Origin of the sequence: Reichenbachiella sp., from assembly GCF_039944555.1 — a bacterium.
Taxonomy (GTDB): domain Bacteria; phylum Bacteroidota; class Bacteroidia; order Cytophagales; family Cyclobacteriaceae; genus Reichenbachiella.
In genome coordinates, this window is the sequence record NZ_JBDUYN010000016.1 from 91,254 (window position 1) to 104,434 (window position 13,181).

Annotated in this window: 6 protein-coding genes; all 6 read right to left on the reverse strand. The window is 42.1% G+C overall.

The features are described from left to right. Positions 1 to 73 precede the first annotated feature (73 nt). Entirely contained in the window at positions 74 to 1,597 is a 1,524-nt protein-coding gene (locus ABJD64_RS22785; RefSeq protein ID WP_348181161.1) for a RagB/SusD family nutrient uptake outer membrane protein, read from the reverse strand. Between the two features lie 26 nt (positions 1,598 to 1,623). Continuing rightward, positions 1,624 to 4,668 carry a TonB-dependent receptor gene (locus ABJD64_RS22790; protein ID WP_348181162.1) on the reverse strand — a complete coding sequence of 1,015 codons (3,045 nt, stop codon included), beginning with the start codon at positions 4,666 to 4,668 and terminating at the stop codon, positions 1,624 to 1,626. 300 nt (positions 4,669 to 4,968) lie between these two features. Continuing rightward, a complete protein-coding gene (locus tag ABJD64_RS22795; protein ID WP_348181163.1) occupies positions 4,969 to 7,476 on the reverse strand; it encodes a glycoside hydrolase family 3 C-terminal domain-containing protein in 2,508 nt (835 codons plus the stop codon). Positions 7,477 to 7,494: 18 nt separating this feature from the next. Next, positions 7,495 to 9,510 (reverse strand): glycoside hydrolase family 65 protein, encoded by a 2,016-nt coding sequence (locus ABJD64_RS22800; protein WP_348181164.1) that lies wholly within the window; start codon positions 9,508 to 9,510, stop codon positions 7,495 to 7,497. A 35-nt stretch (positions 9,511 to 9,545) separates the two neighbouring features. Further along, positions 9,546 to 11,657 carry a beta-L-arabinofuranosidase domain-containing protein gene (locus ABJD64_RS22805; RefSeq protein WP_348181165.1) on the reverse strand — a complete coding sequence of 704 codons (2,112 nt, stop codon included), beginning with the start codon at positions 11,655 to 11,657 and terminating at the stop codon, positions 9,546 to 9,548. Positions 11,658 to 11,673: 16 nt separating this feature from the next. Continuing rightward, positions 11,674 to 13,137, reverse strand: a complete 1,464-nt coding sequence (locus ABJD64_RS22810; RefSeq protein ID WP_348181166.1) for a sulfatase — start codon at positions 13,135 to 13,137, stop codon at positions 11,674 to 11,676. Positions 13,138 to 13,181 lie beyond the last annotated feature (44 nt).

Genomic DNA, 13,181 nt, shown 5'->3' on the forward strand with positions numbered 1-13,181 from the left:
AATCCCATTAAATTAGAAAGAGCAAGGGAAAACTTCCCCTTGCTCTTATCATTATTCAACTAATCTTTAATCTTTAATACCCATCATTTTGATTAAGACTTTCATTTTTATTCATTTCCTCTAATGGGATTGGGAATACATCGTGCTTGCCATCTACAAAGTTGTCGGCAAACGGTTTGCTGTGTGCCGCCATGACCGTACTAATTGGCTCTGGAGCTGCGGTTCCGTTGGCCCATCTATAAAGGTCAAACGTTCGGATGGTATATTCCATAGCAAGTTCTACCGGACGTTCGTGATGCCTGATTTGTTGTCGCAATTGTGCCTGGGTCATAGATCCAAGAGCTATATCTGCTGCATTAGACCTAGATCGAACCCTATTGACAATAGCAATGGCTGCATCCGTATTCGTTGCGCTCGCTTCGTTCATGGCTTCGGCTTGCATCAATAAAACGTCAGCAAATCGCATCATGTGAACATTGATACCGTTATAGTAGGTCTTGTCAAATTCGCCAGTATATTTCTTGAAGAACTTAGGATGTGACAAATCTGCCTGTACAGTTGCATATGGCGTAGATACTCCTGAATATACGTCCAGCATTTCAGAACTTGGATCGTTGAAGAAAACCGAAGAATATACTCTGTCGCTGAATGTACTACCTGCAGTTAAGTCAGCCTGCATTTCAGTCATCAGCCAATCTGAAGGGTAAAACAATTCCCATCCGCCTAGCGCGCCAGGGGTCACCTCAAAATTGAACGGGTGCCTCTCGTCGTTGTTATTAGCTCTGTCTGCACTCCACTGGATTTCGAAAACTGACTCGACACCATTTTCTCCAAGACCATTAAAATTATCGGCATAATTTGGTAAAAGATCATATGGTCCATTATTCACTACATCAGTTAATTCGGTAACGGCCTCAGGAAATTTCTCCTGAAACAAGAAGGCTTTACCTAGATAAGCGGAAGCTGTCCAACTAGTTGCTCGTCCTACATCTTCTCCAGAACGTGAAGCAGGCATACCTGCCTTGGCATCAGACAAATCTTGTTCGATCTGCGTCCAAACTGCTGATGGAGTAGCTTGTGTAACCAAAAATTCATCGCTGCTCTTCTGAGTACTCGTTATCAAGGGTATGTTTTCAAATGCAACAAGTAAATTGAAATGAAAGATTGCTCTCAAAAACTTGGCCTCGGCAACTATTTCAGCTTTTTCAGCGTCATCCATGTCTGCGACGTCTGGTATGTTTTCAATGAGCTGATTTGCATAGGCAATCCCGGTATAATTCGACTTCCAAAATGCCGAAAAAGTGGGTTCATCGGAACCATTTGTGAAATTGGCGATGGTCTGTCCATAATGTGTCGGTGCATTTAAAATACCATCAGACTTCCATGTGGCTGCGATATACATTTGCTCAAAAAATGTCCATTTAGAGCCATCATGAGCCTGCAAAGCAGAATAAGCTGCTATAACCGCCTGGCGAGCGTGAGTCGAATTTTGCCAGAAGGCGTCTGCTGAAAGCCCTTGTTTCTTTTCAGGAGAAAGGAAATCATCGCATCCAAATGAAGCCAGGGCTACGGTTAAAATTATTATATACTTTTTCATAATTTTTTTCTTTAATTTTTCCTGTATTAGAATTTCAGTTGCACACCCATAATCAGATTTCTTGATAGCGGATAGAGTCCAACATCAAGACCTCTTGAGAAGTTCTGATAACCCGTGTTGCCAGGATCATATCCATCATATCCGGTGATAGTAAGTACATTTTCTGCGGCCAGATACACTCTGGCACTACTGAAAAGTCTATTCACACTTCCAATGTTGTATCCTAACTGAATATTCTTCAGTCTTAAATAAGAACCGTCTTCCAAGAAGTAATCGGAAGGTCTGTCATTACTATTGGCATTAAGCATGGTCACTCTCGGTACGCTGGTATCCGTATTGGATGGTGTCCAGGCATCTAGCAGGTCTGCTGAGAAATTCTTGATGCCATTTTGATTTCTGTATAAAAGAAGTTTTGTTCCGTTATAAATTTCGTTGCCCTGACTTCCTTGAAAGAATAGGCTGAAATCGAACTTCTTGTAACTGGCATTGAATGTAATACCGTATTCAAAATCTGGCAAGCCACTACCCACGTAGGCTTTGTCGTCATCATTGAGTTCTCCGTCATCATTGACATCTACAAACCTCAAATCGCCAGGCTGTGCATTAGGCTGTACGCCGTGTGCGTCAATTTCTCCCTGATTTTGAAATAGACCATCGGTTTTGTACATATAGAACTCACCAATGGATCTGCCTACTTCAGTTCTCGTGGTCGGGTGTGTATCAAAGATAACCTGACCGTTGGTGAATGACTCGTCGGCAAATCCCAACTGGGTAATTTCATTTTTGCTTTTAGAAATATTAGCCATTATGTCGAACGTGAATTCGCCTTGTACTTTCTTATACAACACGGAAGCTTCCCATCCCTTGTTGGTCATGGCACCACCGTTGGTTTCGTTGACCAAGTTGTAACCCGCAGTAGCAGGTATAGGAATACCCACAAGCATATCAGTGGTCTCTGAGTCAAAGTAGTCAAACGTGACTTGAATTTGATCATCCAGAAGACCCAAGTCCAAACCAATATTCATGGTTTTGGTCTCTTCCCATTTAATGTTAGGATCGGCAAATGTCCTAAGTATAGTTCCCACGCTTACTACCTGAGACTCTCCTTCTCCAGTAGGATAGTTGATCTGGTTTTGGTTACTTGACAGGTCAGCTATATACTGAAAGTCCCCGATTCTTTGATTACCGAGTTTACCGATACTAAATCTTGGCTTTAGATTGCTAATCAGACCCACGTTGAAGAAATCTTCCGAACTAATTCTCCAGCCTACTGATGCAGAAGTGAATACACCGTGCTTATTGGCAGGTCCGAATTTTGAAGAACCATCTCTTCTTATTGTTGCTTGAACCAAGTATTTATCCCCGAAAGCGTAATTAAACTGTCCAAAAGTAGAGAACAGACTTTCTGACACATTATCTCCCCAGGAGTTGGCGTTACCTATTCCATCATCCAATGCCTTCAAGTCATTGGACGGCAACTCATCGTTGCTTGCTCCAGTCAATCTAAATTCTTGTTCTTCGGCTACCACACCTAGCAAGGCTGATACATTGTGATCTCCAAATGATCGATTAAAGTCCAAAACATTATTCCATACCCATCTGGACGTTCTGAAATTTTGCTCCTCCAACCAGGCTCTTTCATTTGCTTCCTGCGGACCGAAGTTATAGGTAGGAGAATGATCTACCTGAAACTGATTGGTATGATTGAGGCCAATCTGGGTTCTGAATTTAAGACCTTCTATAAGCTTAGCTTCTAAATAGACGTTACCTTGAAATCTATCAACCGTTCTTTCATTAGTTCTTAGCTCAGTCTTTCCTACAATATTTCCTGATTCCACGGTCGCAGCAGCAAACCCATTCGCAGAAGTTGGATCATAGACTGCATTGTGAGGTAAGGACTGCAGAATATCCATAACGGGAGAAAAACCTGCATTTCCAAAATTGTCCTCTCTTTCGTCTTCGCCAATTTTATTTCTTCTGGATCTGGCATATGAAATGGTCTGACCTATAGTAATTCTATCACTTACTTTAAAGTCTGAATTCATTCGCAAGTTGTATCTTTCAAATCCGGAGCCGATCACGTTTCCTTCCTTATCAAAATAACCTACAGAAAAGTTATAAGTACCAAATTCATTACCTCCTGAGATGCCCACGTCGTATTTCTGTTCAAGACCAGATCTAAACATTTCATCTTGCCAATCTGTGTCCGTAGTGCCAGCTAGTTGTGTATAAGACAAAGGAGACATGCCTTCAGCTGCATATGCGGCTGCACTGACACTGTTATTCCCTGCTCTATCAAGCACATCTACTTTCTTTGTAATGGAGCTGACACCAACATATGAGTTTAATGATACTACCGGAGCTCCTGACTGACCTCTTTTAGTAGTAATCACAATAACTCCATTCGATGCTCTTGATCCATAAATCGTTGCGGCTGATGCATCTTTCAGTACGTTAATCGATTCAATGTCATTGGGGTTGATCGAGGAAATGTCTCCCGGAATACCATCAATGACATACAGCGGATTGTTATTACCAATCGTAGCAGCTCCTCTCACTCGCACAACTGGTGCGGCTCCTGGTGCTCCTGAAGCAAAATTGGCACTTACACCCGGTACCTGGCCTTGAAGTAAATTGGCCACATTGGCTCCGGGAAGCTTTTGAATATTATCTACATTCACACTGGCTACCGCACTACTTAAAGAAGCTTTCTTCTGAGTACCGTATCCAATTACAACTATTTCTTCGAGCGTTTCGATGTCCGGCTCTAGGGCTAAAGAAATCTCACTTTGACTTCCTACGGCTACTTCTTGAGTGAGGTATCCTATATAGCTGATTACAAGCGTCGCCCCACTGCTTACGCTCAGAGAATAATTCCCGTCGAGATCTGTAACAGAACCATTCGTGGTTCCTTTCTCCAGTATGCTAACTCCGGGCAATCCCTCTCCTTCATCGGAAGAGGTTATCCTCCCTTTTACTACCGAAGACTGCGCCTGAACCGGTGACGCAATCTGAATAAGGATCAGTAACAGCAGTACAGATCCTAAAGTTTTGAGTACACTTTTTTTCATACTTAAATAGATTATTTTAAAATGCGTTTTTTATTCTTTATTCAAATGTTGACTTTTATTGATCAAAGTCATAAAAAAACACCTTTACACCACCTCTACAATGCCTCAAAATGTACGTTTAGAGCCAATCAGTACATATTTATTAAATGTAATATTTACGATTATAAGAAGGGAAATCATCTGGTTTTCACCGTATTTTGCCCTCTTTTATCTGTTAAAACCAAGGACAGGGATAATACTGAACCTACGGTTGTCAACTTACCGACATTGAAGGAATAATCGTTTCGGGGAACGGAATTATTAGAGTGATTTTGGCGTAGTGGTCTGTCTGATATCCTGAGAAGAACTACCAATTAACAGTTGGAATTGCGATTTGTCTATTTGCCAGTCGTGGATATTCGTATCATAATATTTGAAATCGTCCTGATTCAATTCAAAAATGACTTCTTTTGATTCTCCAGATCTTAGATACACCTTTTTATAAGCCTTAAGTTCTTTCTCCGGTCTTTCGACCTGTGAATTCAAGGGTTTTATATACAACTGGGCCACCTCGGCTCCTGCTGATATTCCGGTATTTGTCAATGTAAATTTTACTTCGGCTTTGTTGTTTTCATTAAGCGCATATTGAGGCTTGCCATAGACAAATTTGGAATAAGAAAGTCCATGTCCAAAAGGAAATCTGGCTTCGATTTTATGCTTGTCCAGGTAACGATAGCCAACATAAATACCTTCTACATATTTGGATTGCAGATCGTCATTTTGATAATCGCTAAAGCCCGGAGAATCATTCTGTGATTTATAGAAAGTGCAGGGAAGTTTGCCTGATGGGTTTCGGTTTCCGAGCAATATATCTGCTATGGCATTGCCGCCTTCCTGACCTGCAAACCAAGCCTGAACAATGGCCGGAACCTCATCCACCCAGGTTTCAAGAATGGGAGGGGTTCCGGATATAATAACCACAATAGTATTGGAGTTGGCTTTCACCACTTCTTTGATAAGTTTATCTTGATTTTCTAATATCAAAAATTCTCGATCTCGGCCCTCGCCTTCAAAATGATCTGATAGGCCGATACAAAGAATGGCTAAATCGGATTTTTTTGCTAGTTCGGTAGCTTCCTTGATCAAATCCGTATCTGGTATTTCCCATCCCAGTTTGATTTCAGAAACACCCCCGTTATTGTAATAATCCAATTGTATGTCATAAACCTGGCCTTTCTCCAAATAAATCACAGCTTCGTCTATTTCGCTTTTCCTTCTGTCTTTCCATAAATTGATAAGCACATTACCGTTGATGGTTAGGCGTGCCCCATCATTGTGCATCACTTGAAATTTGTATTTGCCTGACTTAGGGGCTTTTATTTTTCCAGTCCAGCGCACTGAAAAGTAGTTGGAATCGTCTGCTCCATGAAAATCCCAATATGGGGCATCATAGTACCAAAGATAATTGACTTCGGTGTCTGTCCGCGTATAGCTGGGTTCACCTTCGCAATTTATGTTTCCAAAATACTGGGCCTTCAATCCCTTTTTTCCATTGTAATTTTCAAAAAAAGAATTTTCAATTATCCGAACATCGTTCTTTATTATAGCACCTAAAGCATAACTGATTTCTACTGAGTTTCCCAGTTTGTTTTTCAGACCTTCCATTGGAGACACAGAATAGTGGGGTGTAACTTTAGAAGAACCTCCTCCACCAATTCGTGCAAAGGCGGCATTGGGGCCAATAACAGCAATTTTTCTAACCTTTCCTGTATCAATGGGCAGCAGCTCACTCTCATTTTTCAGTAGGACAATTCCGTTGACTGCGGCTTCATAAGCAATCTGTTTGTGCAAATTGCTATGAAAAATACCTTCGGTTTGTTTTTCCTGCGGACCAAACATCCCCGCTTCAAACCTAACACGCAGAAGTCTTCTTATTTTATCATCAATCAGTTCTTCTTTTATCTCTCCGGTTTGAAGTGCCTTATTGATCAGTGAATCATTATAATATTCACCAAAAGGCATTTCCAAATCGAGCCCTGCCTGGGCACTCCCTGCTGTACTATGTGCAGCTCCCCAATCGGAAACCACAAAACCTTTGAAACCCCATTTCTTTTTTAACACTTCATTGAGCAGGTAGTCATTTTCTGCAGTCCATTTGCCATTTACTTTATTGTATGAAGTCATGACCGTCCAGGCCTTACCCTCCAGAACGGCCGCTTTAAAGGCTGGTAGGTATATTTCATGTAGAGCTCGCTCGCCTACAACTGCATTCACATCATCTCGATTCCATTCTTGATTGTTACAGGCAAAGTGCTTGACACAGGCCAGTACATTTTCGCTTTGTACACCTTGAATATATGGAATGGCAATTCTTCCGGCCAGATAAGGGTCTTCTCCGAAGCTCTCGAAGTTTCGTCCCCCAATCGGAAAACGATGGATATTGACACAAGGTCCAAGGAAAAAATTGCGACCTCTGGCTTTGGCTTCCTTCCCTAATAGCTGACCCACCTGGTACATTAGGGAATCATCCCAAGATGAAGCAAGCGAAATGGCAGCAGGCAGGGCGGTGGCTTTATCCCAACGGATACCTACAGGGCCGTCGGTCATACGCAAAGTTGGAATTCCCAGGCGTTCGTTTGGGCGCGTATCAAATCCAACACCGGAAATTTGATCGATCTTTTCTTTCAAGGTCATCAACTGTAAAATCGAGTCCACTTTTTGCTCTATCTGATTGTCAGTCGATTGACCTAACGATGATGGGCCACCGTGCTGGTCACAGGCTTGCACAATGAGTGTTAAAAGGAGGCAAATAATGAGAGTATTTTTCATCTTTTGAATGGTTCTGACTTATTGATTTTGAATCGTTATTGTTTCTTTTTTGGGTCCAAACCCTATTAAAGTCACTGAATTCCAATGTTTGGGAAGTTGAGGTTGCTTGAAGAAGACTCCCATTGAGGTAATTTCTGCTCCACAAAAGCCGAACAAAACGGCTTGCAAGAGACCTCCTGCAGCCGTCATAAAGTAAGGATTGTTGTCGTAGGCTCCTTCTGCTAATACGCCATATGGAGGACGTTGATTAGGTTTGTAACCCTTTTGAAACAACTCCCATGCCTTTTCCTTTTGGCCTAATCGACTGTAAATAATAGCGTATATGGAATGCGTCATGGCAGGGCCTCTGAGATCTACTACTTTTTGATAATAATTGAGATTCTTTAGCACGGTCTCTTCATCTGTGACAATTCCCAGAGGGTAGGTCAAGAGGTTGACATCCGCCTGTTTGGTCTGTTCTCCATTGTAGTCTTTGTAGTTCTTGACAGTTCCATCTTTGAATTTTTCTATGACGAGATTTGAGATCAGAGATTTCCAGGTTGGATTTATAGGTTCGCCCAATAAACCGGCTGCCTCTATTGCATACTTGGTTGAGGCAATTACTGCACCATTAGTGAATGCATTGTTATCTACATTTTCAGCGTATTCATCAGCGCCCACCACATTGAGGATATGGAAGGATCCTTCTTTGTCGATTGCACTTCTGCTTAACCAAAAGTCAGCAATTTCCTTTAAGATCGGGTAGCCTTCAGATTTCAGCCAATGAAGGTCTTGCGTAACGGCATAATAGTTCCAGATGGCAATACCTACTACAGCGGTTATGTGATGCTCGAAGGGACCGGTGAGCGCCCAGGTAGGCGTTGATTCTTCCCCAAGATCATCAGCTTCCCAGGGAAACATCACTCCGTCGTATCCATGGGTTCGTGCTTTCTTTCTTGCGGCACCGATGGTTTTGATCCTATAGTCAATCATAGGCTTGGCCATTTCCGGTTTTAATGCCAGCAACCCAGGATACATCCATAATTCGGCATCCCAAAAAATATGACCATAGTAGTCCAGATTAGTCAGACCCATGGGCGGAATACTATAGGTACTCCCTTTTCTTACTGATGAATAAAGGTTGAACAAAGCAAATCGGATGTCTTTTTGACTTTCACCGTCTCCGTCGATAACGATGTCTGTTTCCCAAAGCTTACTCCAGGCATTTTTGTGGTTTTGCACCAATTTGTCCTTGCCCTCTAGCATGGCATAAATACACTGTCTTTCCGCTTCAGTTTGAGGATCTTGAAAATCGGCCGTTGATACTATACTACCGACAAGCGAGCAGGAGAATCTCTCGCCTTTTTTGAGTTTTATTGTGAGGTACTGATGATATTCATTCTTAGTCGACTCATCGTAAAGGACCTCCTGCGCTTCATTTAAAATAAATCCGCTTGATGCGGCAATAGTATGCTTAAATGTCGAAGACTGAGCGCTCGAAGTCAAAATGGGCAATTGTGCGTGTGCTCTCTTAATAGTTTTGAATTGGCCGTTTCCTTCCTTTAAAGGACTTTTAATTTGGTGTTTGTTTATGATTTTCACTTCTATCTCTCGCAATGCTTCCAGCTCTATTTCAAACAAAGCTGAATAGGGTAGATGGCGAAGGGCATACATCTTGTGACTCACGCTAACGTCTCCACCGAAAACAAAATTAGTCTCGAGCCAAGCTTCTTTCATATTGAGTTGCTGGCTCCAATCGGTGATTTGGTCGACTTTATTACTTCCGGATTGTTCTGTTCTTAGCTCAATGTTGGCAAAATTGATTCCTGGCAGGATGCATTGCACATTGTCAGTGCCGAATTTGTCAAATACGCCGTTAAGGATAGTATGCTGGACTTCCATCGGGTTCTTGGAAGCTCGTAAGCCAATCATGCCATTGGCCATAGTTGGGGCTTGGTATTTATCGAGTGAGTTTGCTTCAAAGATCCAGTCATCGGCAAGTTGAGCGTAAGAAATGTTACTAATTATCAATATAAGTGATAAGACGATTTTCATAGATTTAAAAATTATATAGGTATCAAAAAGGTCTCCTAATCAATTGGGGATAGTGGAAAAATGGTCATCCTTAGATTGGTGAAGCCATAGGGAACCAACTGAATGGTATCAATATTTTGAGAGACATTTTCGATGAGAAAATTCCTGGTAGGAATATTCGGGGTGAAAGCAAAATCTCCTTCCAATTTCACAAACTCTTTATTCCAATAAGCCACCGTGTCAGCCTTATGAGTTGGCCAATAGTCTTCTTGCAGTACCCTCTCTTGCCTTTCTATTTCCCAGTTCCTGATTTTTCTCACCGGAATCTTTATCGAAATGGGAGATTTATCCATGCTCCATTGGCCTACTTCTTGACTTGTCCTACTCACAGTAATCACATCTTGAAAATTGTCCTGCCGAAAGGCAAAAGCGTAATTCCAATTCGATGTTGGAGATAAATTAAGGGCCGGGAAATCTGTTGAGACTGACCATTCTGAAGTAGCATCTATCTCTCGTTTTTCTTCTATGCCTAGCGAAAAAACTAAAGGCCCATATTCGATAGCACCAGTATTTCGGGGCCATTTGCTCATATTCACCCGCATGGGAAGATGAAGTACAACCTCATCACCATTTTTGAAAAGCGTATCCAATCTTACATATTGCCCTCCAAAATCAGAGGTTATCACCCGACGTCCGTTTAGTTCAACCGTAGGTTCGCTACACCAACCAGGAATTCGTAGGTTTAATGCAAATTGAATGTCCTTTTCAGTATTGATCTTAAACAAAATGCTTTCTTCGAATGGGTAATTAGTTTTCTCGTCTATTTGAACAGTTTCGCCAGAGCCTGTGGTTACGCTGAAGGTATTTGGCCCATAGGTTCCTGTAAAAACATGGTTCTCTTTGACATACCAGAACTGTGAAGCATAGAGCGGCATAGAACGTGATACCTGACCAGGACAACATTTGATCCATGCACTTGGCGCAAACTGCATGCTGCTGTTGCCCTTCATGTAATCGTTGTGATTGGAATTGTTTCCGGCAATCACCTGGTTGGGACATGAGAAGTACTGCATGGCCTTGTAGTCGGCTGTGACTGCCCCGGGTCCCGCGTTGAAAGCGGCTTTTTCAATTTTATCCGCATAGGTAGGGTCACCGGTCGCCTGAAGCATTTTACACCAGCCATAGGCTACTTCAACTATATCACAGGTCTCATGACTGTTCAATGGGTCTTTGCCTTTGAGCAGTTCTGTGGAGCTATTCACTCCATCCACCAATAATGCTTGTTTTTCTACTTTGCGATAGGCTGCTTGAGTGATTTCAAGATATTTGGACTTGCCTGTGTACATGTACAATATCGCTCCTAAGCGTGCGAATTCCAGGAAAGTTACTCCGTGCTCATTGATTGGGCGGTTTTGGTCTAAAACCTGATGGGCAGAAGAACTTCTGCTTGTGTTGATTTTGTTTCCTTCGACGAAGATATCTTCTGCCCTCTTCAGCAAGCTTTCGTCTCTGGTATGCTCATAGGTCCAAAGCATGGATTCTATGATACCCATCTCCCTAACATGCCGATAAGGATAGGTATCTAAATCATATTTGAGATGATTATAAACGGTTTCTACAATTTGAGGATTCTGCGTGGCTTCATACTCAGTCATTAGAGCTCTGAAGTATACCACGTGCGCCCATCGATTGGTCTTGCCAGCTTCTTTCATAAAGGAGGGGCCTATAAAGCCATCTACTGATGGTTTTTCAATTGGGTAATCCATGTATTTTCTAGCCTTACGGATCAAATCCTCGTCTTCCAATAGTCTGCCTGTCCGGATCATACCCTCGATCCAATATCCAGTTTGTTCGAATGGCCACCAGGTAGACTGTGCACGATCATCCACTACTTTGGCGGTATCTGACCAGGTAGGCAAATTGAATGGGTATCCACCTGCAGCATCCAAATGACCTGTAATGCCATTTTTTTGAGTGGTTAGGTAATGGTGCAGCCAGCCCGTTGGTTTTATGGCACTCAAAGTGGGTTTGTAGAAACTTGCACTATGTTTAATGAGTCTATTTTCTGTCGTTTCAAATGTGACCTTTTTATGATCTGTACAACTCCACAAACTCAAAAAGCTGCAACCCATTATAAATAGATATTGAAATGATATCATCTTTTTCATAGTGAATAGGTACTTTCTATTGTAATCCTGAGAAAGGATCATTTGTTTTTTCCAACCAATCTTTTAATACAATCTTGAGACTATCTACAATTTCAGGTTTTTCCGTAGCAATATTTTCCATCTGATAGGGGTCACTTATGTTGTCGTGAAGGACAGCACCATCGAAAAAGTAATTGCCATGATCTATTGCAAGCGTGTATCTTTGGGTCCTGACTCCACGAAGACCCTTGTCCGGCTCCCTTCTATCTTTCACTCTGATATAAAGTTGCGATTGGGGTGTATTACCCTTTTCAGTTATTAAATACTGAGCAAAATTTCTTCCGGTCACCTCTTTTGGAATCGCATCCTCAAAACCCATGAGCGTCAAAATTGTAGGGTAAATGTCTGGTATGGAAAGCATTAAATCTTCGCTCCTCGGTTTCAATTTTTCAGGCCATCGGATAAACAGGGGTATGCGCATCGATTCTTCATAGTGAAATTCTTTTCCTCTTGTATTATGACTTCCTAACAGGTCTCCATGATCAGCTATCAACATCACGATAGTATTCTCATCAAGCCCTTGCTTTTTCAAAGATTGAAGAATTCGGCCAATCTGCTCGTCCACTCCGGTAATCATGGCAAAGTAGTTTTTGATATGCCCTTTGGCCCATTCCGTATAGCTTCCGTCCTCCTGGCGTGCATTGGGTCTGACGGCCAAATCCTTGAAAGTCTTGGCCCCGTAGTAGTCTATATATTTTTGCGGTACTTCTTCGTACAGTCCTTCGCCGTCATCATGCGGTGGATTCATGGCTACCACAAGAGAAAAAGGTTTTGATTCATCTCTAAGCTTCCCATTTTTGTTTTCCAAATAGTTGATGGCCATGTCGGCTTCATGAATCGGGCTCCATTGATCAACATAATGAAAGTCCTCACGTCCGGCGTCGTTGGACCAATACAATGGTCTCAGGTGATAGTCATAAGTATTGTAGGCATACCAATAATCAAACCCGTGACGTCTTTGAGGAGACGTCCATTCGTTCCATTTATTCTTTCCTTTGTTGTTGAGACAATCCAAAAAAGGTTTTTGCGGCTTTTCCAGATGCCATTTGCCAATATAGCCCTGACTATAACCCTTTTCTTTTAATACATCGGACCAGCACTTCTGATCCTGTGCCAACTGAATATCATAGATTGCGTCAGTTTCATTGCTCATACAATTTTCGTAGACTCCATTCTGAAAAGGGTACTTTCCTGTTAAAAACATGGCCCTCATAGGGCTGCACAGGGGGTAGTTAGCAACCGCCTCTGTAAAGACAATGCTTTCGCCTGCCAGTTTATCAATATTGGGAGTGAGTACCGGGTCTTCTCCCATAAATCCCATCGCCTGTGCTCTCCATTGATCGGGGAATATTACGAGCAGGTTAGGCTTTTTCTCCGTTGCATCTTTTACGCAGCTGGCCAATAAGAATGAGGAAAGTAAAAGGAGGTGTGTAATTTTCATTTCAATTTAAATTATGGTCGCTGTCGAAGACTGTTAGTAACAAA

What these genes read in the sequence shown, in the direction of transcription:
- ABJD64_RS22785 (WP_348181161.1), bottom strand. Translation starts at nt 1,597, where the DNA reads ATGAAAAAGTATATAATAATTTTAACCGTAGCCCTGGCTTCATTTGGA.
- ABJD64_RS22790 (WP_348181162.1), bottom strand. Translation starts at nt 4,668, where the DNA reads ATGAAAAAAAGTGTACTCAAAACTTTAGGATCTGTACTGCTGTTACTG.
- ABJD64_RS22795 (WP_348181163.1), bottom strand. Translation starts at nt 7,476, where the DNA reads ATGAAAAATACTCTCATTATTTGCCTCCTTTTAACACTCATTGTGCAA.
- ABJD64_RS22800 (WP_348181164.1), bottom strand. Translation starts at nt 9,510, where the DNA reads ATGAAAATCGTCTTATCACTTATATTGATAATTAGTAACATTTCTTAC.
- ABJD64_RS22805 (WP_348181165.1), bottom strand. Translation starts at nt 11,657, where the DNA reads ATGAAAAAGATGATATCATTTCAATATCTATTTATAATGGGTTGCAGC.
- ABJD64_RS22810 (WP_348181166.1), bottom strand. Translation starts at nt 13,137, where the DNA reads ATGAAAATTACACACCTCCTTTTACTTTCCTCATTCTTATTGGCCAGC.